The organism is Micrococcus sp. M4NT (genome assembly GCF_033790745.1).
Lineage (GTDB): Bacteria > Actinomycetota > Actinomycetes > Actinomycetales > Micrococcaceae > Micrococcus.
The window spans coordinates 196,119-218,096 of record NZ_JAMYEH010000002.1; the positions used below are offsets into that span (position 1 = coordinate 196,119).

Annotated in this window: 17 protein-coding genes; 3 read left to right on the plus strand and 14 right to left on the minus strand. The window is 72.6% G+C overall.

Translation table 11 applies throughout. The features are described 5' to 3' along the window. Positions 1 to 2: 2 nt before the first annotated feature. The 9 genes from NJC10_RS02370 to uvrA form a co-directional block, all read right to left on the minus strand. Complete coding sequence (locus NJC10_RS02370; protein WP_319074339.1) at positions 3 to 1,250, minus strand: phosphoglycerate kinase; 1,248 nt, start codon at positions 1,248 to 1,250, stop codon at positions 3 to 5. A gap of 103 nt (positions 1,251 to 1,353) precedes the next feature. Beyond that, positions 1,354 to 2,364, minus strand: coding sequence for a type I glyceraldehyde-3-phosphate dehydrogenase (gene gap / locus NJC10_RS02375; protein WP_319074340.1), 1,011 nt, complete (start codon positions 2,362 to 2,364; stop codon positions 1,354 to 1,356). Between the two features lie 135 nt (positions 2,365 to 2,499). Next, positions 2,500 to 3,126, minus strand: coding sequence for a superoxide dismutase (locus NJC10_RS02380; protein ID WP_319074342.1), 627 nt, complete (start codon positions 3,124 to 3,126; stop codon positions 2,500 to 2,502). 198 nt (positions 3,127 to 3,324) lie between these two features. Continuing rightward, positions 3,325 to 4,287 (minus strand): DNA-binding protein WhiA, encoded by a 963-nt coding sequence (gene whiA / locus NJC10_RS02385; RefSeq protein ID WP_319074343.1) that lies wholly within the window; start codon positions 4,285 to 4,287, stop codon positions 3,325 to 3,327. A gap of 53 nt (positions 4,288 to 4,340) precedes the next feature. Continuing rightward, positions 4,341 to 5,387: a gluconeogenesis factor YvcK family protein gene (locus NJC10_RS02390; protein ID WP_319074345.1), complete on the minus strand. Its 1,047-nt coding sequence runs from the start codon at positions 5,385 to 5,387 to the stop codon at positions 4,341 to 4,343. Next, the gene (gene rapZ, locus NJC10_RS02395) at positions 5,384 to 6,280 is read right to left on the minus strand and encodes an RNase adapter RapZ (RefSeq protein ID WP_319074347.1); all 897 of its coding nucleotides are present in this window, start codon (positions 6,278 to 6,280) and stop codon (positions 5,384 to 5,386) included. The genes NJC10_RS02390 and rapZ overlap by 4 nt, the downstream gene beginning before the upstream one ends. Continuing rightward, complete coding sequence (uvrC, locus tag NJC10_RS02400) at positions 6,277 to 8,274, minus strand: excinuclease ABC subunit UvrC (RefSeq protein ID WP_319074349.1); 1,998 nt, start codon at positions 8,272 to 8,274, stop codon at positions 6,277 to 6,279. Before uvrC ends, rapZ begins: the two co-directional genes overlap by 4 nt. Next, entirely contained in the window at positions 8,267 to 8,950 is a 684-nt protein-coding gene (locus NJC10_RS02405; RefSeq protein ID WP_298710275.1) for a lysophospholipid acyltransferase family protein, read from the minus strand. The genes uvrC and NJC10_RS02405 overlap by 8 nt, the downstream gene beginning before the upstream one ends. 42 nt (positions 8,951 to 8,992) lie before the next feature. Beyond that, entirely contained in the window at positions 8,993 to 12,010 is a 3,018-nt protein-coding gene (uvrA, locus tag NJC10_RS02410; protein WP_413466369.1) for an excinuclease ABC subunit UvrA, read from the minus strand. 195 nt (positions 12,011 to 12,205) lie between these two features. Between uvrA and NJC10_RS02415 the strand changes: the two genes are divergently transcribed. Genes NJC10_RS02415 through NJC10_RS02425 form a run of 3 tightly spaced genes read left to right on the plus strand, consistent with a single transcriptional unit; the run spans position 12,206 to position 17,069 of the window. Continuing rightward, positions 12,206 to 12,889 carry an MBL fold metallo-hydrolase gene (locus tag NJC10_RS02415; protein WP_319074351.1) on the plus strand — a complete coding sequence of 228 codons (684 nt, stop codon included), beginning with the start codon at positions 12,206 to 12,208 and terminating at the stop codon, positions 12,887 to 12,889. Positions 12,890 to 12,918: 29 nt separating this feature from the next. After that, positions 12,919 to 15,579: a DEAD/DEAH box helicase gene (locus NJC10_RS02420; protein WP_319074353.1), complete on the plus strand. Its 2,661-nt coding sequence runs from the start codon at positions 12,919 to 12,921 to the stop codon at positions 15,577 to 15,579. Beyond that, positions 15,576 to 17,069 (plus strand): alpha/beta fold hydrolase, encoded by a 1,494-nt coding sequence (locus tag NJC10_RS02425; protein ID WP_319074354.1) that lies wholly within the window; start codon positions 15,576 to 15,578, stop codon positions 17,067 to 17,069. Before NJC10_RS02420 ends, NJC10_RS02425 begins: the two co-directional genes overlap by 4 nt. Before the next feature lie 39 nt (positions 17,070 to 17,108). Here the strand turns inward: NJC10_RS02425 and NJC10_RS02430 are convergent, their stop codons facing one another. The 5 genes from NJC10_RS02430 to NJC10_RS02450 all read right to left on the minus strand — a co-directional run bounded on the left by NJC10_RS02430 (position 17,109) and on the right by NJC10_RS02450 (position 21,907). Continuing rightward, positions 17,109 to 18,362 (minus strand): TerC family protein, encoded by a 1,254-nt coding sequence (locus tag NJC10_RS02430; protein ID WP_319074355.1) that lies wholly within the window; start codon positions 18,360 to 18,362, stop codon positions 17,109 to 17,111. A gap of 200 nt (positions 18,363 to 18,562) precedes the next feature. Further along, positions 18,563 to 19,606, minus strand: a complete 1,044-nt coding sequence (locus NJC10_RS02435; RefSeq protein WP_319074356.1) for a TerC family protein — start codon at positions 19,604 to 19,606, stop codon at positions 18,563 to 18,565. 37 nt (positions 19,607 to 19,643) lie between these two features. After that, positions 19,644 to 20,432, minus strand: coding sequence for a putative hydro-lyase (locus NJC10_RS02440; RefSeq protein ID WP_319074357.1), 789 nt, complete (start codon positions 20,430 to 20,432; stop codon positions 19,644 to 19,646). An 84-nt stretch (positions 20,433 to 20,516) separates the two neighbouring features. Beyond that, positions 20,517 to 21,236 (minus strand): hypothetical protein, encoded by a 720-nt coding sequence (locus tag NJC10_RS02445; RefSeq protein WP_319074358.1) that lies wholly within the window; start codon positions 21,234 to 21,236, stop codon positions 20,517 to 20,519. Further along, positions 21,233 to 21,907: a SatD family protein gene (locus NJC10_RS02450; protein WP_319074359.1), complete on the minus strand. Its 675-nt coding sequence runs from the start codon at positions 21,905 to 21,907 to the stop codon at positions 21,233 to 21,235. Before NJC10_RS02450 ends, NJC10_RS02445 begins: the two co-directional genes overlap by 4 nt. Positions 21,908 to 21,978: the final 71 nt, after the last annotated feature.

The window sequence follows — 21,978 nt, forward strand, 5'->3', positions numbered from 1 at the left end:
GCTCAGGCCTCCGTCCCGCCCTGCAGGGCGCTGACGCCGGGCAGCTCCTTGCCCTCGAGGTACTCGAGGGAGGCGCCGCCGCCGGTGGAGATGTGGCCGAAGGCCTCGTCCTCGAAGCCGAGGGAGCGCACGGCCGCGGCGGAGTCGCCGCCGCCCACCACAGAGAGGCCGCCGTCGCGCGTCACGTCCGTGAGCGCCTGCGCCACGGCGCGGGTGCCCTCGGCGAAGGCGGGGAACTCGAACACGCCCATGGGGCCGTTCCAGAACACGGTCTTCGCCTCGCGGACCTGCTCCGCGAACGCCTCCGCGGTGGCGGGGCCGATGTCCAGCCCCAGGGCGGCGGCGCCGTGCGCCCCCGCGGTGAGGGCGTCGACGGGCAGCACCTCGTGCTCGGCGTCGGCCGCGAAGCCGGAGGCCATGACGATGTCGGTGGGCAGGACGATCTCGGCGGCGTCCTTGCCCGAGCGCTCGAGGTATCCGCGGACGGTCTCCAGCTGGTCCTCCTCGAGGAGGGAGGCGCCGACCTCGTGGCCCTGGGCCCTGAGGAAGGTGAACAGCATGCCGCCGCCGATGAGCAGGACGTCCGCGGTGTCCAGCAGGTTCTCGATCACGGCGAGCTTGTCCGAGACCTTGGAGCCGCCGAGCGCCACGACGTAGGGGCGCTCCGGGTCGGCGGTGAGGCGCGTCAGGACCTCGAGCTCCGCGGCCACGAGCGGGCCCTGGTGGGCGGGCAGCTGGGAGGCGATGTCGAAGACGGAGGCGTGCTTGCGGTGCACCGCGCCGAAGGCGTCGCCCACGTACGCGCCGTCCTCGCCCGCGAGGGCCGCCATCTCGGAGGCCAGCTCGGCGCGCTCGGCGTCGTCCTTGGAGGTCTCCCGGGCGTCGAAGCGGACGTTCTCGAGCAGGAGGACCTGGCCGTCCTCCAGGCCCGCGGCCTTCTCACGCGCGGAGGGGCCGGTGACGTCCTCGGCCAGCGCGACGGGGACGCCGAGCAGCTCGCCCATGCGGGCGGCGACGGGCTTCAGGGAGTACTTCGGGTCCGGCTCCCCCTGGGGGCGGCCGAGGTGCGCCATCACGACGACGCGGGCGCCGGCGTCGGCGAGGGCCTTGACGGCCGGGAGGGAGGCGCGGATGCGGCCGTCGTCGGTGACGGTCTGTCCGTCCAGCGGGACGTTGAGGTCCGAGCGGATGAGCACGGTGCGTCCGGCGACGCCGGCCTCGAGCAGGTCAGTCAGGGTCTGGGCGGTCATGCGGGCCTCCTGGGGTGCGTCGTGCGCGTACGTGGTCAGTCTAGGCAGACGGCCCGGCCCGGTGGGATGCCACCGGGCCGGGCCGTCGGGGGTGCTCAGCAGGTCAGAGCTGGCGGCCCATGTGGGACGCCATGTCCATGAGCTGGCACGTGTAGCCGTACTCGTTGTCGTACCAGCCGATGATCTTCACGGTCTGGCCGATGGACTTCGTCAGGGGAGCGTCGAAGGTGCACGCGGCCGGGGAGGTCACGATGTCCGAGGAGACGATCGGGTCCTCGGAGTACACGAGGCGGCCCTTGAGGCGCTCGGACTCGGCCGCCCTGCGGAAGGCCTCGTTGACCTCCTCGACCTCCACGTGGCGGGTCAGCTCGACGGTGAGGTCGGTGGCGGAGCCGGTGATGGTCGGCACGCGCATCGCGAAGCCGTCCAGCTTGCCCTTGAGCTCCGGGATGACCTCGCCGATCGCCTTGGCGGCGCCGGTCGAGGTGGGGACCATGTTCTGCGCGGCGGCGCGGGCACGGCGGCGGTCCTTCGTGTGCACGTTGTCGTGCAGGTTCTGGTCGCCCGTGTACGCGTGGATCGTGGTCATGATGCCGTCGACGATGCCGAACTCGTCGTTGAGCACCTTGACCATGGGGGCCAGGCAGTTGGTGGTGCAGGACGCGTTGGAGACGATGTCCATGGACGCCGAGTCGTAGTCCTCCTCGTTGACGCCCATCACGAAGGTGCCGTCGACCTCCTTGCCGGGTGCGGAGAGCAGGACCTTCTTGGCGCCCGCGTCCAGGTGGGCCTTGGCCTTCGGGCCCGTGGTGAAGATGCCCGTGCACTCCACCACGACGTCCACGCCGAGCTCGCCCCACGGCAGCGCGGAGGGGTCCTTCTCGGAGAAGAAGGCCACCTCCTTGCCGTTGATGCGGAAGCCCTTGTCGGTGAGCTCCAGCTCGCCCGGGAATCGGCCGAGGATGGTGTCGTACTTGGTGAGCCAGAAGAGGTCCTCCGTACTCGCGAGGTCGTTCACCGCGACCAGCTCGAGGTCGTCGTGGCCCTGCTCGAGGAGCACGCGGACGGCGTTGCGTCCGATGCGGCCGTATCCGTTGATGGCGATCTTGGTCATGGGGTTCCCTCTTGTCGATCTGGCTCTGGGGGTTCGGGATCTTGGGGTTCCTGCGTCCGCACACGGCGAAGGGCGGCGCTCACGCCTCCGTGGAGGAGGATGCGCGCCGCCCTGCGCGCTGCGGGGCCGGGCGGGTCAGGCCGGGAGGACGAGGCCGCGGGCGCCGGAGCGGGCCGCCTCGAAGCGGGCCTGGACGTCGGCCCAGTTCACGATGTTCCAGACCGCCTTCACGTAGTCGGCCTTCACGTTCTGGTAGTCCAGGTAGAAGGCGTGCTCCCACATGTCCAGCTGGAACAGCGGGATGGTCGCCACGGGGACGCCGTTCTGCTGGTCGTAGAACTGCTCGATGACCAGGTTGCCGCCGATGGGCTCGTAGGCCAGCACGGCCCAGCCGGAGCCCTGGATGCCGAGGGCGGCGGCGGTGAAGTGCGCCTGGAACTTCTCGAACGAGCCGAAGTGCTCGTCGATCGCGGCGGCGAGCTCGCCCGTGGGCTTGTCGCCGCCCTCCGGGGAGAGGTTCTTCCAGAAGATCGAGTGGTTCGTGTGGCCGCCGAGGTTGAACGCCAGGTCCTTGGAGAGCTGGTTGACGGCGGAGAAGTCCTCGGCGTCGCGGGCGGCGGCGAGCTTCTCGAGCGCCGTGTTGGCGCCCTTCACGTAGGTGGCGTGGTGCTTCGAGTGGTGCAGCTCCATGATGCGCGCAGAGATGTGCGGCTCCAGGGCCGCGTAGTCGTAGTCCAGCTCCGGCAGAACGTACTCCGTCATGCTTCCTCCTTCGTCGGCGGGACCGCGGGCGGGGCGCCCGTGGCCGTCACCTGGTGCGAACTCCGCCTCTCGGCGGCGTATTCCGTACGCCACCATTCTGATCGCGCGGGGCCCTGCGGCGCCATGGCCCACCGCCCCGGCACTCGGGATCCGGCACTCGGGATCCGGCACTCGGGATCGGTGCGCTGGATCCGGCGTTCAGGATCCGGTGTCGGAGGTCCCCGGCAGTCCCTGCTCCGCGGCCCGCTTGTCGGCCATCGCCAGGAGGCGGCGTATGCGACCGGCGATCGCGTCCTTCGTCATGGGCGGGTCCGCGAGGCGGCCGAGCTCGTCGAGGGAGGCCTCCTTGTGGGCGATCCGGAGGCGTCCGGCCTCGAGCAGGTGGTCCGGCACGTCTGCGCCGATGATCTCGAGGGCGCGCTCCACGCGGGCCCCGGCGGCGACGGCGGCCTGGGCCGAGCGGCGCAGGTTGGCGTCGTCGAAGTTGGCGAGCCGGTTGGCCGTGGCCCGGACCTCCTTGCGCTCGCGCCTCTCCTGCCACAGCGTGGCGGTCTGCTCCGCACCCACCGCCGTCAGGAGGGTCGCGATCCCCTCGCCGTCCCGCACGACGACGCGGTCCGCCTGGCGGACCTCGCGGGCCTTGGCGCCGACGCCGAGGCGCCGCGCGGCGCCGACGAGGGCGAGGGCTGCCTCCGGGCCGGGCGTGGTGACCTCGAGGGCGGCGGAGCGGCCGGGCTCCGTGAGCGAGCCGTGGGCGAGCAGGGCGCCGCGCCACACGGCGGCGGTGTCCCCGCGGGTGCCGTTCACGAGCACCGCCGGCAGGCCCCGCACGGGGCGGCCGCGAAGGTCCAGCAGCCCGGACTGCCGCGCGAGGTCCCCGCCGCCCCGCACCACGCGGATGACGTAGCGCTGGCCCCGGCGCAGGTTCCCGCCCGAGACCACCACGATCTCGGTCGTGTGGCCGTACAGCTCCGTGATCGCGGCCCGGAGGCGGCGGGCGCTCGCCCCGTGGTCCAGCTCGGCCTCGATGACCACGCGGCCGGAGACGAGGTGCAGTCCCCCGGCGAACCGGAGCATGGCGGCGGTCTCCGCCCGCCGCTCGGACGTCGAGCCCACCGGCACGCGCGCCAGCTCTTCCTTCAGGGTCATGGTCAGGGCCACGCTCGGCCTCCTTCTGGGGTCTGCGCCCGGATGGGCGGCCGCCGCCGACGCGATCAGTCGGTCATGGCCTCGTCGATCGCCACGGCCAGGCGCAGCGGGTCGTGGACCTGCGGGTCGAGGGCACTGCCCACTCTACTGAAGACGACGCGCGCGCCCATGCGGCGGGCGGCCCGCACGACCTCGGCACGGTCCTGGACCGCGTCCGCGTCCGCGATCACGACGTCGAGCCGCAGGTCGGGGGCATGGGAGTGCAGCACGGCGAGGTGGTCGGCGTGAGTGAGGCCCGTGGTCTCCTGCGTCCCGGTGTGCAGGTTCATGAGGTACAGGCGACGCGCGGGCGTGGCGCTCAGGGCCGCCCGCACGTCCGCCATGAGCAGGTGCGGCAGGACGGACGTGTAGAGGGATCCGGGGCCGATGACGACCCAGTCGGCCAGCTCGATGGCGGACAGCGCCTCGGGGGCGGGCACGGCGTCCGCAGGGTTGAGGCGCACGCCCGTGACGCGCCCCTCGAGCGCGGCCCGAGCCAGCGCCACCTGCCCCTCGACACGCCGCGTGCGCAGCCGGCCCTCGGCGTCGGAGCTGAGCACGTCGCCCTCGATCGTCAGGGGCGTGCGGGAGATCGGCAGGACCTCCCCGTGGGCGCGCAGGAGCGCGCCGGCCCAGCGCAGCCCGTCCACGGGGTCGCCGAGCAGCTCCCAGAGCGCGACGATCAGCAGGTTGCCGAGCGCGTGGTTGTCCAGCGTCGCCTCATGGGCGGGCACCTCGGTGGAGCGGAAGCGGTGCTGCATCACCTGCGCCCACGTGCGGCCCCAGTCCGTGTCGTCGCACAGGGCGGCCAGCGCCATGCGGAGGTCCCCGGGCGGCAGGACCGCCATCTCCTTGCGGATCGTGCCGGAGGAGCCGCCGTCGTCGGCCACCGTGACGACGGCCGTGAGGTGGCCCGCCACGAGCCGCAGCGCGGAGAGGGAGGCGTAGAGGCCGTGGCCGCCCCCGAGGGCGGTGACCCGCACGCCGGGGCGGGCGGCGCCCGGGGTGCGCACTCCCCCGCGGCCGCCGGATCCGGGGGGCAGGGGCAGCTGGCCCGTGAGGGGGGACGTCATTCGCGGCCCACGTCCCGGTGCTGCACGTGCACGCTCACGTGCGGGCGCTGGGCCAGCCGGCGCGCCAGCTCCTCCACGACCGCCACCGAGCGGTGCTTGCCGCCGGTGCACCCGACGGCGAGGGTCGCATAGTGCTTGTTCTCTCGGCGGTACCCCTCGAAGGCGGGGACGAGGGCCGCCGTGTACGCGGAGAGGAACTCCTGCACGCCCGGCTGCTGCAGCACGTAGTCCGACACCTGCTCCTCGCGGCCCGTGAACGGGCGCAGCTCGGGCACCCAGTGCGGGTTGGGGATGAAGCGCATGTCCGCCACGAAGTTGGCGTCCGCGGGGAGTCCGTACTTGAACCCGAAGCTCATGATGTTCAGGCGCAGGGTGATGGTGCCCGACTCGGAGAAGAGCTGGGTGATCTCCGTGGCCAGCCCGTGCACGTTCAGGTTCGAGGTGTCCACCACGACGTCGGCGCGGGCGCGCAGGTCCGCGAGGACCTCCCGCTCCGCCTGGATCCCGTCGAGGAGCCGGGCGTTGCCCTGCAGCGGATGGGGGCGGCGGCCCGCCTCGAAGCGGCGCACGAGCACCTCGTCCTCCGCCTCGAGGTAGACCATGCGGAACTCCACGCCGTTGTTCTCGAGCTGCTGGAGCGCGGTCCACAGCGCCTCCACGTACGTGCGGGAGCGCATGTCCACCACGATGGCCACGCGCGCGAACGCCTCGGGAGAGCGGGCCACGAGGTCCGCGAGGGTGACGAAGAGCTGCGGGGGCATGTTCTCGACCACGTACCAGCCGTGGTCCTCGAGGGCGTGGGCCGCGGTCGTGCGGCCGGCGCCGGCCATGCCCGTGATGACGACGACCTCGGGGAACGGGGGCTTCTCGGGCTGCAGACTCGGAGCGGTCATGGGGTCACTGTATCCGCCGGGGCGGACGCGACAGAGGGGTCTGCGGGCGCCGGGGCGGACGCGACAGAGGGGTCTGCGGGCGCCGGTGCCGACGCCGTCAGCGCCGTGTGCACGGCCTCGGCGAGGCGGGGTCCGATGCCGGCCACCTCCGTGAGCCCCTCGACGCCGGCCGCCCGCATGCGCTCCGTCGAGCCGAAGTGGGTGAGCAGCGCCTGGCGCTTGGCGGGGCCCAGGCCGGGCACCTCGTCCAGGGCGGAGGCGGTCATGCCCTTCGTCCGCCGGGAGCGGTGGCCGGCGATGGCGAACCGGTGGGACTCGTCGCGGATGCGCTGCAGCAGGAACAGCCCCTCGGAGCTGCGCGGCAGGACCAGGGGGAACTCGTCCCCGGGCAGCCACACCTCCTCGAGCCGTTTGGCGAGGCCGACCACGGGGAGGTCCTCGAGGCCGAGCTCGGCGAGCACCTCGGCCGCGGCCGCCACCTGGGGAGCGCCGCCGTCGACGACGACGAGCGAGGGCGGGTACGCGAACCGGCGCTCCTCCGACCCGGTCTCGCCGTCCTCGGCGATCTGCCCCGTCAGGGGCACGCCCTCGCGGCGTTCGGCGGCGAGCCGGGAGAACCGGCGGCGCAGCACGTCCCGCAGGGACGCGGTGTCGTCCCGCGCTGCCTCACCGGTGACGTTGAAGCGGCGGTAGTCCTTCTTCTTGGCCAGGCCGTCCTCCATGACCACCATCGAGCCGACCACGTCGGTGCCCTGCGAGTGCGAGATGTCGTAGCACTCGATGCGCAGCAGGGGCTCGGCGATCTCCAGGGCCTCCTGCAGCTCGGTCAGGGCGGCCGAGCGCGCGGTGAGGTCCCCCGTGCGGCGCGACTTGTGGAGGCCGAGGGCCATCTCCGCATTCTGGCGCACCGTGCCCAGGAGGTCCTGCTTGGCGCCGCGCTGCGGGACGCGGATGGAGACCCGGGCCCCGCGCAGCCCGGAGAGCCACTCGGTCAGCTGCTCCGCCTCGCTCGGCATCACGGGCACGAGGACCTCGGCGGGGATCCGCTCGGTGTCCGCGGCGTCGCCGTAGACCTGCTTGAGCAGCTCCTCCACCATGACGTCCTCCCCCACGTCCTCCACGCGGTCCATGACCCAGCCCCGCTGGCCGCGGATGCGGCCCTGGCGGATGTGGAACACCTGCACGGCGGTCTCCAGCTCGTCCGAGTGGAGGGCGAAGATGTCCGCCTCGGTGTTCTCCGGGAGCACCACGGCGTTGCGCTCGAACACGCGGCGCAGGGCGGCGACGTCGTCGCGCAGGCGGGCGGCGTCCTCGTAGCGCAGGTCCGCGACGGCGTCCCCCATGGCCGCCTCGAGCTCGCGGATGAAGCGGGTCGCGTCCCCGGCCATGAAGTCGCAGAAGTCCTGCGCGAGCTCGCGGTGCTCGGCCGGGCTGATCCGCCCCACGCACGGGGCGGAGCACTTGCCGATGTAGCCGAGCAGGCACGGGCGGTCCTGGGCCTGCGCGCGCCGGAACACCCCCGCGGAGCACGTGCGCACGGGAAAGACGCGCAGCATGAGGTCCACGGTCTCGCGGATGGCCTTGGCGGGGTGGAAGGGCCCGAAGTACTTCACGCCGGGCCGCTTGTCCCCACGCATCACCTGCACGCGCGGGAACTGCTCGTTCATGGTCACGGCGAGGTAGGGGTAGGACTTGTCGTCCCGGTACATGATGTTGAAGCGGGGCCGGTACTGCTTGATCCAGGTGTACTCGAGCTGCAGCGCCTCGAGCTCCGAGCCCACCACGGTCCACTCCACGGCGGCCGCGGTGAAGACCATGGTGCGGGTCTTGGTGGCCAGCCGGGCCGGGTCCTGGAAGTAGGAGCTCAGGCGCGACCGGAGGTTCTTCGCCTTGCCCACGTAGACGACGCGGCCGTCCGCGTCCCGGAAGCGGTACACGCCCGGGGACGTGGAGATCTCGCCCGGCGCGGGGCGGTAGGTGGACGGATCAGCCACGGGCGCCCTGGTCCGACGACGGCGCGGCGTTGTACGTGTCCACGCGCTCCTGGCCGGAGAGCGCGGCGATCGCGGCCATGATCGCCTCGGTGGCCTCGCGCCGCTGCGGCAGGGCGTGCCGGCGGCCGGGGTGCCCGAAGTCGAGCGGCTCGCCTGCCGCGAGGGTGAAGCGGTGCGGGCGGAACCCGTTGGTGCCGGGGGGCTGGAGGCCCTCGGTGCCGCGCAGGCCGACCGGGACCACGGGGGCGCCCGTGGTGAGCGCGAGCCATGCCGCGCCCGTGCGTCCGCGGTAGAGGCGCCCGTCGCGGCTGCGGGTGCCCTCGGGGTAGATGCCCACGCCCTGGCCGGCCTCGATCAGGCCCACCAGCTGGTCCAGGGCCGCGACGGAGGCCGCCTGCTCCCCGCGCTCCACGGGGATCGATCCGACGGCGTCGAAGAACCACCTCTGGGCGCGGCCTCGGGGCCCGGCGCCCGTGAAGTACTCCGCCTTGGCGAAGAACGCGACCGGGCGCGGGGCGAGCGCCTGGAGGATCACGGAGTCGAAGAAGGAGAGGTGGTTGGAGGCGAGGATGAACGGCCCGGACGCGGGAACGTTCTCGAGGCCGGTCACCTCCGGCCGGCACGACAGACGCAGGAACGCCGCCGCGGACCGGCGGATGGGCTCCGAGGTGGCCATGGTGTCTCCGCCCTTCAGCGTGTGGTCGGGAATCGGGTCATGCTACGCCAGGAGCTCCGCGAGGAACCGGCCGGTGTGGCTCTCCGCGACCTTCGCGACGTCCTCCGGGGTGCCCGTGGCGACGATCGTGCCGCCCCCGGACCCACCCTCGGGTCCGAGGTCGATCACGTGGTCCGCGCACTTGATGACGTCCAGGTTGTGCTCGATGGTGAGCACGGTGTTGCCCTTGTCCACGAGCGACTGCAGCACCTGCAGCAGCTTGCGGATGTCCTCGAAGTGCAGGCCCGTGGTGGGCTCGTCCAGCACGTAGATGGAGCGGCCGTTGGAGCGCTTCTGCAGCTCCGCGGCGAGCTTGACCCGCTGGGCCTCGCCGCCGGAGAGCGTGGTGGCCGGCTGCCCGAGGCGCACGTAGCCCAGGCCGACGTCCACGAGGGTGTCCAGGTAGCGCGAGATGCGGGTGTACGCGCTGAAGAACTGCGCGGCCTCCTCGATCGGCATGTCCAGGACCTCGGCGATGTTCTTGCCCTTGTAGAGCACCTCGAGGGTCTCGCGGTTGTACCGGGCGCCGTGGCACACCTCGCACGGGACGTAGACGTCCGGCAGGAAGTTCATCTCGATCTTCAGCGTGCCGTCGCCCGCGCACGCCTCGCAGCGCCCGCCCTTGATGTTGAAGGAGAACCGGCCCTGCTGGTAGCCGCGCACCTTCGCCTCCGGGGTCTCCGCGAAGAGCTTGCGGATCGCGTCGAACACGCCGGTGTAGGTGGCCGGGTTGGAGCGCGGCGTGCGGCCGATGGGGCTCTGGTCCACGTGCACCACCTTGTCCAGGTGCTCGAGGCCCGCCACCGTGCGATGCCGGCCGGGCACCATCTTGGCGCCGTTGAGCCGGTTGGCCAGCACCTTGTAGAGGATCTCGTTGATGAGCGTGGACTTGCCCGAGCCGGAGACGCCGGTGACGGCGGTGAGCACGCCCAGCGGGATGTCCACGGACACGTTCTGCAGGTTGTTCTCCTGGGCGCCCTTGACGGTCAGCTTGCGGTTCCTGTCCAGGGGACGGCGCCGCTCGGGGACCGCGATCGAGCGCCGGCCCGCGAGGTAGTCGCCGGTCACGGAGTGCGTGTTCGCTTTGAGCTCCTCGAGGGAGCCGGAGTGCACGACCTCGCCGCCCCGCTCGCCGGCGCGGGGGCCGATGTCCACGATCCAGTCGGCCTCGGCGATCGTGTCCTCGTCGTGCTCCACCACGATCAGCGTGTTGCCGAGGTCGCGCAGGCGCAGCAGCGTGTCGATCAGCCGGCGGTTGTCCCGCTGGTGCAGGCCGATGGAGGGCTCGTCCAGGACGTAGAGCACGCCCACGAGCCCCGAGCCGATCTGGGTGGCCAGGCGGATGCGCTGCGCCTCGCCGCCGGAGAGCGTGCCCGCGGGGCGCTCGAGGTTCAGGTACTCCAGGCCCACGTCGAGGAGGAACGCGAGGCGGGCGAGGATCTCCTTGAGCACCTGGTCCGCGATCTGCCGCTGGCGGTCCGTGAGGGTGAGCCCCTCGAGGAACTCGAGGGCGTCCCGCATGGGCAGGGCGGTCGCCTCGGCGATGGACTTGCCGCCCACGAGCACGTTGAGCACGGTGGGGTTCAGGCGCGCGCCCTTGCACACGGGGCAGGGGATCTCGCGCATGAAGGACTCGTAGCGCTCCCGCGCTCCGTCCGACTCGGTCTCCCCGTGCTTGCGCATCACGTACGGGAGGACGCCCTCGAAGCCCGTGGTGTAGCGGCGCTCGCGGCCGAAGCGGTTGCGGAAGGACACCTCGACCTTGAAGTCCTTGCCGTGGAGCACCGCGTCCTGCTGCTCCGCCGTGAGCGCGTGCCACGGGGCGTCGAGCGAGAACCGCATCTCCGTGGCCAGCCCGCCGAGCACGCGCAGCCAGTAGTCCGAGGTGGACTTGCCGAGCGACCACGGGACGATCGCGCCCTCGCGGATGGACAGCTCGTCGTTGGGGACCACGAGGTCCGGGTCCACCTGCAGGCGCGAGCCGATGCCGGTGCACTCGGGGCACGCGCCGAAGGGGTTGTTGAAGGAGAAGGAGCGCGGCTCGATCTCGTCCACGGTCTGCTCGTGCCCGTTGGGGCAGCTGAGCTTCTCCGAGAACGTGCGGAAGCGCGGGTTGCCCTCGGCGTCCTTGCCGCCCCACTCCCCCGTGTTCTTCTTGCCCTTCTGCTCCTCGACCTCCACGTCCACGAACTCGACCGCCACGAGGCCGTCCGCGATCTTCAGCGCGGTCTCCACGGAGTCCGTGAGGCGCTGGCGGATGCCCTCCTTCATGGCCAGGCGGTCCACCACGACGGCGATGGTGTGCTTGTTCTGCTTCTTCAGCGTGGGCGGGTCGGAGAGCTGGACCGTCTCCCCGTCCACCACCGCGCGGGCGAAGCCCTGCGTGGTCAGCTGGGCGAAGAGGTCCACGAACTCGCCCTTGCGGCCGCGGACCACGGGGGCCAGCACCTGGAAGCGGGTGCGCTCGGGCAGCTCCTCGAGCTGGTCCACGATCTGCTGCGGGGTCTGGCGGCTCACGGGCTCCCCGCACACGGGGCAGTGGGCCACGCCGACGCGGGCCCAGAGCAGACGCATGTAGTCGTAGATCTCGGTGATGGTGCCCACCGTGGAGCGCGGGTTGCGGTTGGTGGACTTCTGGTCGATGGAGACCGCCGGGGACAGGCCCTCGATGAAGTCCACGTCCGGCTTGTCCACACGGCCCAGGAACATGCGCGCGTACGAGGAGAGCGACTCCACGTAGCGCCGCTGGCCCTCGGCGAAGATCGTGTCGAACGCGAGGGAGGACTTGCCCGAGCCGGACAGGCCCGTGAAGACCACCATGGCGTCCCGCGGGATGGACACGTCCACGTTCTTCAGGTTGTGCTCGCGCGCGCCCTTCACGACGATGCGGTCCCGCTCGGCGCCGGCCTGCGCGAGGCGGCCGTGGCCGGACGCGAGCCCGGCACGCTCCGGCTCGACGGCGGGCCCGGGAGCGGACTCGGGGGCGGCGGTGGACGGGGTGGGGGCGGTGTTCTTCGGCACCCGGCCAGTGTAGGCGGGGCACCGGACACGGCAGGGGGACTCCCCGCGCGGCGGAGCCGGCCCGCCCGGGCGCGCCGACGCTGACCGTCGTTCCCCGTCCGAGCCCCGGTCCGGGCCCCGGCCCGGGTCGGTGCTCTCCGGTCCGGGCCGGTCCGCCCCTGGCGCCTCCGGGGCCTTTCGGCCACACTGGTCCGCATGCCCGCGACCTCGAAGAACCGCGTCCTGCACGACCTGCCGGGAGTCTCCGTGCGCGTCCGCTCCGTCTCCGCGATGGACAACGACGTGTACCTCCTGACCTCCAAGACGACGGGAGCACAGGTGCTGATCGACGCCGCGGACGACGCGGACGCGATCGAGGCGCTGCTGGCCTCGGCCGACGTCGACACCCCGTGCGAGACCTGGCTCGCGGCGATCGTCACGACGCACCGCCACTGGGACCACGTCCGGGCGCTCGCCGAGGTCGCCGGGGCCCACGAGGAGGCGGTCCTCTACGCCGGGGCCGACGACGCCGCCGCCATCGCCGAGGAGTCCGGCGTGCAGATCGACCGGGCCGTCGGCCAGGGCGACCGGATCGCCGTGGACGGCCTCGTGCTCGACGTGATCGCCCTGCGCGGCCACACCCCGGGCTCGATCGCCCTGGCCCACGAGCCCGGCCCCGACGAGGCGACCCTGCTCTTCACCGGAGACTCCCTCTTCCCCGGCGGCGTGGGCAGCACGGAGAAGGATCCGGAGCGGTTCGCCTCCCTGCTCGCCGACGTCAGCGCGCGCCTCTTCGACGTCTACGACGACGACACGCACGTCCACCCCGGCCACGGCGACTCGACCACGCTCGGCGACGAGCGGCCGCACCTGCCGGAGTGGGCCGAGCGCGGCTGGTGACCCCGGCCGGCGCCGATACCCTGGGCGGGATGACTTCCTCTGCCCCCGCTCCCGCCTCCGCCACGACTCCGCCCGCCCTCCTCGCCCTCCTCGCCCGCCTCGACGCCCTGGACGCGTCCCCGGACGCCGACGCGGTGTTCGAGGCGTTCACCGCGTGGACGGACGAGCGCGGGATCTCCCTGTACCCGGCGCAGGAGGAGGCCGTCCTCGAGCTCGTGCAGGGCCACAACGTGGTGCTCGCCACCCCCACGGGCTCCGGGAAGTCACTCGTGGCCATCGGGGCCCACGCCGACGCCCTCGCGCACGAGCGCGTCTCCTACTACACGGCGCCGATCAAGGCGCTCGTCTCCGAGAAGTTCTTCGCCCTCGTGGACGTGTTCGGCGCGGAGAACGTCGGCATGGTCACGGGCGACTCCACCGTGAACGGCGACGCCCCCATCATCTGCTGCACCGCCGAGATCCTGGCCAACCGCGCACTGCGGGAGGGCTCGGGGATGGACATCGGCACCGTGGTCATGGACGAGTTCCACTACTACGCGGACCCCTCCCGCGGCTGGGCGTGGCAGCTGCCGCTCCTGGAGCTCCCCCAGGCGCGGTTCCTCCTCATGTCCGCCACCCTGGGCGACACGAGCCGCCTCACCGCGGACCTGACCGAGCGCACGGGCCGCGAGACCGCCGTCGTCGCCCACGCCGAGCGCCCGATCCCCCTGAGCTTCGAGTGGTCCGAGGTCCCGCTGCAGGAGAAGGTGGAGGAGCTCGTCTCCACCCGCCAGGCCCCCGTGTACGTGGTGCACTTCTCCCAGCTGGACGCCGTGGAGACGGCCCAGGGGCTGACCTCGATCTCCGTGACCACGAAGGAGGAGAAGGAGGCCATCGCGGCGCGGATCGCCGGCTTCCGCTTCTCCGCGGGCTTCGGCCACACCCTGAACCGCCTCGTGCGGGCGGGCATCGGCGTGCACCACGCGGGCATGCTCCCGAAGTACCGGCGCCTCGTGGAGAAGCTCGCGCAGGACGGCCTGCTCAAGGTCATCTGCGGCACGGACACGCTCGGCGTCGGGATCAACGTGCCGATCCGCACCGTGCTCCTCACCGCGCTGTCCAAGTTCGACGGCGAGCGGACCCGCCTCCTCCAGGCCCGCGAGTTCCACCAGATCGCCGGACGGGCCGGGCGCGCGGGCTACGACACCTCGGGCACCGTGGTGGTGCAGGCCCCCGAGCACGTGATCGAGAACGCCGCGGCCGCGCGCAGGGCCGCCGCGAAGTTCGCGTCCGTCAAGGACGAGGCCGAGCGCGAGAAGCGCATGAAGCAGTCCCTCAAGGGCGCGAAGAAGAAGTCGCCGCCGCAGGGGTTCGTCTCGTGGGGCCGGGCCAGCTTCGAGCGCCTCGTGGAGGCCGAGCCGGAGCCGCTGTCCTCCCGCATGCGGCTCACCCACTCCATGCTCCTGAACATCCTGGACCGGCCCGGGGACCCCGTGATCGCGGTGCGGCGCCTGCTGCGCGGCACGCACGAGACGCCGGCCCGCCAGGCGGCGCTGATGCGGCAGGCGCTCGGCATCTTCCGCGAGCTGCTCGCCGCGGGGATCGTGGAGAAGCTCCCGGAGCCGGACGCCGAGGGCCGCACGGTGGACCTCACGGTGGACCTGCAGGCGGACTTCGCCCTCAACCAGCCGCTCTCCCCCTTCGCCCTGGCCGCCCTCGAGCTCCTGGACCCGGCCGAGCCGGACCACGCGCTCGACGTCGTCTCCGTGATCGAGGCGACCCTCGACCCGCCGCGCCAGGTGCTCTCCGCCCAGGTGAAGAAGGCCAAGGGCGAGGCCGTGGCCGCCATGAAGGCCGAGGGCATGGACTACAACGACCGCATGGCCGCCCTCGAGGAGGTCACGTACCCGCAGCCGCTCGCCGAGCTGCTCGAGCAGCAGTTCGAGGTGTACCGCAAGGACGCCCCGTGGCTCGCCGAGTTCGAGCTCGCCCCGAAGTCCGTGGTGCGGGACATGTTCGAGCGCGCCATGGGCTTCGGCGACTACGTGCGCTTCTACGGGATCGCCCGCTCCGAGGGCGTGCTGCTGCGCTACCTCACGGACGCCGTGAAGGCGCTGCGCCACACGGTGCCGCAGGAGTCGCGCACGGACGAGCTGCAGGTGCTGCTGGACTGGCTCGACGAGATGGTGAAGCAGACCGACTCCTCCCTCCTCGAGGAGTGGGAGGACCTCGTGGCCGGGGACATCGAGGAGCTCCGCAAGGACATGGAGTCCATCGCCCCGCCCGCTCCCCCGCGCCTCACGGACAACACGCCGGTGTTCCGCGTGATGGTGCGCAACGCGCTGTTCCAGCGGGTGCGCCTGTTCGGGGACGAGCAGGACGCGCGGCTGGCCGAGCTCTCCGGCGACCTCTCCGCGGACGACTGGGCCGACGCGCTCGACGCGTACTTCGACGACCACGAGGACATCGACGACTCGGCCGCCGCGCGCGGCCCCGAGCTGTTCCGCGTGGCCACGGCGCCCCCCGTGCCCGCCCCGCTCGAGCTCACCGGCGCCCGCTGGTGGGCCGTCCGCCAGGTCCTCAAGGACCACGACGGCGACCTCGACCACGGCATCAACGCGGTCGTCGACCTCGACGCCTCGGACGAGGCCGGTCACCCCGTCATCCGCGTCGTCTCGGTGGGCGCGCCCGAGTCCGGGTGGGGGCTGTGACGCACGACGGCGGCTCCCCCGTCCCCGGGGGCGGGGCCGCCTCGGCGCTCCCGCCCGGCGACCCGCGCGGCTTCGCGCCCCGGGAGGCCGCGGAGCACGTGCGCGGCGCGCAGACGACGCTCTTCGACGGCACGGTGATCGTGGACCACCGGTTCACCGTCCCCGTCGACCACGCCGACACCCTCGAGCAGGCGCGGGCGAAGGACGCGTCCGCCACGGGGCTCGGGCCCGGGGGCGCGGGCACGCTCCGCGTGGTCGCGCGCGAGGTGCGCGGACCGGCGGCAGGGTCGGCGGACCTGCCCTGGCTCCTGTACCTGCAGGGCGGTCCGGGCAGCGGCGCCGCCCGCCCCGCACGCCTGGGCGGCTGGCTCAAGGAGGCCGCGGGGCGGTTCCGGGTGCTCCTGCTGGACCAGCGCGGGACGGTGGCCTCCACCCCGGCCACCGTCGCTTCCCTCGCGGGGATGTCCCCCGAGGCCCAGGCCGCGTACCTGGGGCACCTGCGGGCGCCCTCCATCGTCGCGGACGCCGAGATGGTCCGCCTCGCCCTCGGCGCGGACCCGTGGGCCACGCTCGGCCAGAGCTTCGGCGGCTTCTGCACGCTGAGCTACCTCTCCTGGTTCCCCGAGGGCCTCGCGCGCTGCCACGTCACGGGCGGCCTCGCCCCGCTCACGGGGCACGCCGACCGCGTGTACCGGGCCACCTACGCGCGCATGCGGGAGCGGAACCGCGAGTTCTTCGACCGCCACCCGCACGCGTGGGTGGCCTGGGAGCGCGTCGTCGCCCATCTGCGGGCCCGCGAGTCGGCCGGCACGCCCGAGCGCCTGCCGGACGGCACCGCGCTCACGGTGGCCCGCGCCCAGATGCTCGGCATGCTGCTGGGCGGCAACACCCGCGTCGACTCCCTGCTCTACGTGCTGACCGAGGCGTTCGACGAGGGTGCTCGCCAGGCGCGGCTGAGCGAGGGCTTCCGGGCCGCCGTCGCCGCCCAGGCCGACCGCGCCCAGACGCCGCTGTACACACTGCTCCACGAGGCGATCTACGCCCAGCCGGGCGCCGCGCCGACGGACTGGTCGGCCGCGCGCGTCCTCCAGGAGCACCCGGACTTCGACCCGGGCGCGTGCGGCGGGGACGCCGCCGCCCCGGAGGGCACCCCCCTGCTCACGGGCGAGCACGTGTTCGCGTGGCAGCTCGAGGCCGGGGCGCCCCTGCACCCGCTGGCCGAGGCCGCGCAGCTCATAGCCGCCCGCGAGGACTGGGGCGCGCTCTACGACCTCGGCGCGCTCGCGGCCAACCGCGTGCCCGTGGCCGCGGCCGTCTACACGCACGACGTCTACGTGGACCGCGACCTCTCCCTCGAGACGGCCGCACGGGTGCGCGGGCTGCGCGTGTGGGAGACCGACGCGTTCCACCACGACGGGCTCGCCGACGACGGCGCGGCCGTCCTCGCCCGTCTCCTGGAGATGACGGAGGCCCCCGGTCCGATCGGGTGATCGGGGCGGGGGCCTGTCCGTGCGGCGACGCCGCGTGCCTCAGACGCGGGGTCCGGCCTGGCGGACGATCGCCTCGGACACGCCGCGCGGATCCGCCGAGTCCGGGTCGGAGAGGCGCGTCTCGTGCGCCGTGCGGATGATCTGGGAGTAGCGGTCCTTGTGGTCCAGGAGCTTGTCCCGCCACTTCTGGTCGACCTGCTCGGCCTTGGCCGTCCAGGTGTCCATCCTCTCGGCGGCCGCGCGGCGCTCCTCGAGGGGCGCCTGCGGGTCGAGCTGGGTGAAGCGGTGGGAGAACTTCTCCGCGTTCTGCAGCGTCCGCAGGGCCTGGCCCTTGGGCGAGGCCAGGGAGACCAGCACGGTCAGCACCAGGATGCCGACGACGACGATCAGCGAGAGCACCGTGGGGATCTCCACAACCGACACGTTCTGGCCGTCGTTGATGAACGAGAGGTTGTTCTCGTGCAGCGCGTGGAGGATCAGCTTCACGCCGATGAAGGCGAGGATCGCGGACAGGCCGTACGAGAGGTACACGAGGCGGTCCAGGAGGCCGTCGATGAGGAAGTACAGCTGGCGCAGGCCCATGAGGGAGAACGCGGTGGCCGTGAAGACGATGTACGCCTCCTGGGTCACGCCGAAGATGGCGGGGATGGAGTCGAAGGCGAAGAGGATGTCCGTCGCGCCGATGGCCACCATGACGAGGAGCATCGGCGTCATGACCTTCTTGCCGTTCTCCACCGTGAACAGCCGGTCGCCGTCGAACGAGTCCGAGGCGGGGAGGAAGCGCTTGGCCAGGCGGACCATCACGTTGTCTGCCTCGTCCTCGGCGGAGTCGCCCGCGAGCTCCCCCTTGAGCTGGTTGCCGGCCACGATCAGGAGCACGATGCCGAAGAGGTAGAACACGTCGGACCACACCGAGATCACGGCCGCGCCCAGCAGGATGAAGACCGTGCGGGAGATGAGCGCGAAGGTGATGCCGAACAGCAGCACCTTCTGCTGGTAGTCGCGCGGGACCCGGAACGAGGCCATGATGACCAGGAACACGAAGAGGTTGTCGACGCTGAGCGCCTTCTCCAGGATGTAGCCGGTGTAGTACTCCACCGCGTGCTGGGTGTCCCCGAACGCGAAGAAGACGAGGCCGAAGAGCAGGGCGATGCCGATGTAGACGCCGGACCAGACCGCGGCCTCGCGGATGGTGGGCGTGTGCGCCTTGCGCACGTGGGCGAAGTAGTCGAAGGCGAGGAGGCCCACGATCAGTGCGATCGTCAGCCCCCAGGTCAGACCGGTGATCTCCATGGGAGCACCTTTCGTGAGGGGGTCTCGATGAGTGCTCGCAAGTCTCTCCGCCTCGCCTCCGGTTCCTCCCGGCGCCCAGGCCGCTGTGCCCGGCGGGCCGCATCGGGATTCTCGACCGATCGGCGCGCGTACTGACGTTCACAGCGTTGTGGATACTCCCCCACGACGGGCCCACTCTACCGGAGGGCGCGCCCGCCGGCTCAACGGTCGTCCGACTCCGCCCGCTCCGCGATGTCCTGCATGCGGTGCGCGCCGTGGAAGACCGGCTCCGCCCCGTCCTCGGGCGCCTTGCCCCACAGCAGGGAGGCGAGGGTGGCGACCACGAGGGTGCCCAGGATGACGGCCAGCGAGACGAACGTGGAGATCTCCGGCACCCAGGTGACGGGCTGGCCGCCGTTGAGGAAGGGCAGCTCGTTCTCGTGCAGGGCGTGGAAGATGAGCTTCACGCCGATGAAGGCGAGGATGAACGCGAGTCCGTGCTTGAGGAACACCAGGCGGTCCATGAGCCCGCCGAGCAGGAAGTAGAGCTGGCGCAGGCCCATGAGGGCGAAGATGTTGGCCGTCAGCACGATGAACCAGTTCTGGGTGAGGCCGAAGATCGCCGGGATCGAGTCCACCGCGAACATGACGTCCGTCAGGCCGATGGTGATGAACACGACCACCATGGGAGTGAACATGCGCTTGCCGTCCACGGTGGTGCGCAGCCTGTTCCCGTCGTAGTCCGGGGCCACGTTGAGCCGGCGCGTGAGCCGGGCGACGATCCCGGGCTCGGACTCCTCGCCGTCGTCGTCGTCCTTGAGCTGGTGCCATGCGGTCCAGAGCAGGAAGGCGCCGAAGATGTAGAACACCCACGTGAGGTGCTCGATGGCCACCGCGCCGATCGCGATGAAGACGGCCCGCGCGATGAGGGCGATGATGATGCCCACCATCAGGACCTCCTGCTGGTACCGGCGCGGCACCTGGAACTTGGCCATGATGATGAGGAAGACGAACAGGTTGTCCACGCTCAGGCTGTACTCGGTGACCCAGCCGGCAAGGAACTCCGTGCCGTGCTGGGCGTCGCCCAGGACGAAGAGCAGGCCCGCGAAGACGAGGGCGAGCGTCACGTAGAAGCCGATCCACAGGCCCGCCTCCTTCATGGAGGGCTCATGGGGCCGCCGCGCGACGTAGAGCAGGTCCAGCAGCAGGATGAGGCCGAGCACCACGAGGGTGCCGACCTCGAAGGCGGGGCTGAGAACGTCCATGGACGGGGGTCCTTTCGTCGGCGGGGCGGCCGTCAGTCTAGACCCGCGCCGCCCCCTCCACGGCGTCGGTGATGAACATGTGCCCCGGCGCATGCGTGATGGCCCACGGCGGCCGGGAGACCTCGAGCGCCCGCTGCGGGGTGACGCCGCACGGCCAGAAGACGGGGACGTCGCCCGGCTCGAGGTCCGTGGCCTCGCCGTAGTCCGGCGCGGCGAGGTCGGCGACGCCGAGGCGGGAGGGGTCGCCGACGTGCACGGGGGCGCCGTGGGCGAACGGCACGGCGGCGCTGACGGTGACGGCCGTCGCCACGAGCTCGGGCGGCACGGGACGCATCGAGACCACGAGCTCGCCGTGCATCCGCCCCGCGGGGCGCAGCGGACGGTCCGTGCGGTACATCGCCACGTTGCGCCCCTGGTCCAGGTTGCGCACGGGCACCCCGGCCCGCTGCAGCGCGGCCTCGAAGCCGAAGCTGCAGCCGGTGAGGAAGGCGACGGCGTCCTCGCCCCAGTGGTCGGTCGCGTCCGAGACCTCCTCGACCAGCTCGCCGTCGCGCCACACGCGGTAGAGCGGCAGGTCGGTGCGCAGGTCCGCGCCGGGCGCCCACGACGTCGTCGGCTCTCCCGGCTCGGTGACGTCCAGCAGGGGCATGGGGCCGGGGTTGCGCTGGGCGAACAGCAGCATGTCGAAGGCCCAGTCCCGCGGCAGGACCACGAGGTTGGCCTGCGTGCGGCCCGGGGCCAGGCCCGACGTCGGGCGGACGAGGCCGGAACGGAAGTCGGCGCGGGCCAGGGCAGCCGGGGAGTCGGCGTCGTGGTGGTGGGTCATGGGGGCGGGCCTCCGGTGCATGTGTGCGGAACTGCTTATATGGGGGGACTATCAGTGTTCGTGTGACACGGGGTCGTCGCTGTCTCACCCTCCCGCAGGGAAGGGCGGAGAGCCGAGGGAGAGCCACACGAGCAGACCGCCGACGGCGGCGAGCCCCCAGCTGGCCAGTGAGCCCACCAGGAACTCCTCGGCGCGCGAGCCGTCCCCCCGGTCGGCCGAGATCTCCGGGAAGCGCACGATGCCCTTGGCCGCCATGAGCGCGGCGATGACCTGCCACGCGTGGGCGAGGCCGAGGAGCACCATGAGCACCCGCTCCATGGGGCCGATGTAGCGGCCCCCGCGCAGGGGCGGCTCCGCCTCGGCGGCCGGGGCGGCCTCCGACTCCCCGGTGCGGCGCCCGGCGAGCTGCAGCACGGCGCGCGTGATGCGGTTGGCCGTCTCGGCGATGGCGACGGCCACCGCCACCATCGTCAGCCCCGCCGGTGCGAAGCGGTGCTCCGGTGCGCCGAGACCCAGCTCGAGGACGCCGACCAGCCCGAGGGCGGCCACCACGCCCAGCAGGACGCGGGGCCGTTCCGCTCCCGTGGCCCCCCACGCCAGGAGGGCTCCGCAGGCCACGAGGACCGCGCCCGCCACCGAGGTCCACGGCGGGCCGACGACGGCCAGCGCGGCCGCGCCCAGGAGCACGCCGACGACCGCGGCGCCCAGGGCGGTCCGCCCCGCCCGACCCGGGGACCACGCCGCCGGCGCGAGCGAACGCGCGAGGTCGTACAGGCCGACGGCGAGCAGGGCGAGCGCGGTCATCGGCCCTCCCCCGCGGCGGCATGCAGGGCGTCCAGCTCGAGGATCCGTCCCACGCCGGAGCGGGCGACGGCCTGGGAGACCGCCGACTGGGTGATGCGCTCTTGCCGTGCGGCCTCGGTCTGCGTGGACCCGGCGAGCAGGGCCGCCGCCAGGCGGCGCTCCCGGGCCCGGAGCCGCCCGACGAGGTGGTCCCTCAGGAGAAGCTGGCCGTCCACGGCGAGGGAGAGCTCCGGGTCCGGGCCGACGAACGCCGTGGCCGCGCCGGCTGCCCGGCCGTCCGCGGCCTCGAGGGCCGCGCGGGCGCGGTGCCATGCGGTGCCGTCCAGGATCGGGCCGCCCTCCCCCGCGTCCCCGCCGACCTCGTGATGGTCCCCCTCGCCAAGGCCGAACCGCAGCGCGAGCCCGGGCGGCAGCGCCAGGCCGACCCGCAGGACGGCGCGCGCGGCCATGCTCCAGTGGGTGTGGAGCGACTGGAACTCGTCCCCCACCGTGGCCCAGCCCGGCAGGAGCGGGGACACCTGGCGCTCGGCCGCGGCGAAGGCGTGGAGGATCGCGGCCTGGGCGGCCGCCCGGTCCGCGAGGGTGCGGGACCCGACGATGTCCGCGATCACGGCGACGCCCCGGGTGGGTCGGGGCTCTCGCGCTGCGGTGTCCGTCCGGCGACGTGGCATGGCCCTGATGTTACATCACTGCTGATAATCAGCGAATATCAGCATTCCTGACACGCGTCGGTCCGGGCGAT

What these genes read in the sequence shown, in the direction of transcription:
- NJC10_RS02420 (WP_319074353.1), top strand. Translation starts at nt 12,919, where the DNA reads ATGACTTCCTCTGCCCCCGCTCCCGCCTCCGCCACGACTCCGCCCGCC.
- gap (WP_319074340.1), bottom strand. Translation starts at nt 2,364, where the DNA reads ATGACCAAGATCGCCATCAACGGATACGGCCGCATCGGACGCAACGCC.
- NJC10_RS02380 (WP_319074342.1), bottom strand. Translation starts at nt 3,126, where the DNA reads ATGACGGAGTACGTTCTGCCGGAGCTGGACTACGACTACGCGGCCCTG.
- rapZ (WP_319074347.1), bottom strand. Translation starts at nt 6,280, where the DNA reads ATGACCGCTCCGAGTCTGCAGCCCGAGAAGCCCCCGTTCCCCGAGGTC.
- NJC10_RS02405 (WP_298710275.1), bottom strand. Translation starts at nt 8,950, where the DNA reads ATGGCCACCTCGGAGCCCATCCGCCGGTCCGCGGCGGCGTTCCTGCGT.
- NJC10_RS02450 (WP_319074359.1), bottom strand. Translation starts at nt 21,907, where the DNA reads ATGCCACGTCGCCGGACGGACACCGCAGCGCGAGAGCCCCGACCCACC.
- NJC10_RS02390 (WP_319074345.1), bottom strand. Translation starts at nt 5,387, where the DNA reads ATGACGTCCCCCCTCACGGGCCAGCTGCCCCTGCCCCCCGGATCCGGC.
- NJC10_RS02445 (WP_319074358.1), bottom strand. Translation starts at nt 21,236, where the DNA reads ATGACCGCGCTCGCCCTGCTCGCCGTCGGCCTGTACGACCTCGCGCGT.
- NJC10_RS02435 (WP_319074356.1), bottom strand. Translation starts at nt 19,606, where the DNA reads ATGGACGTTCTCAGCCCCGCCTTCGAGGTCGGCACCCTCGTGGTGCTC.
- NJC10_RS02370 (WP_319074339.1), bottom strand. Translation starts at nt 1,250, where the DNA reads ATGACCGCCCAGACCCTGACTGACCTGCTCGAGGCCGGCGTCGCCGGA.
- NJC10_RS02430 (WP_319074355.1), bottom strand. Translation starts at nt 18,362, where the DNA reads ATGGAGATCACCGGTCTGACCTGGGGGCTGACGATCGCACTGATCGTG.
- NJC10_RS02415 (WP_319074351.1), top strand. Translation starts at nt 12,206, where the DNA reads ATGCCCGCGACCTCGAAGAACCGCGTCCTGCACGACCTGCCGGGAGTC.
- NJC10_RS02440 (WP_319074357.1), bottom strand. Translation starts at nt 20,432, where the DNA reads ATGACCCACCACCACGACGCCGACTCCCCGGCTGCCCTGGCCCGCGCC.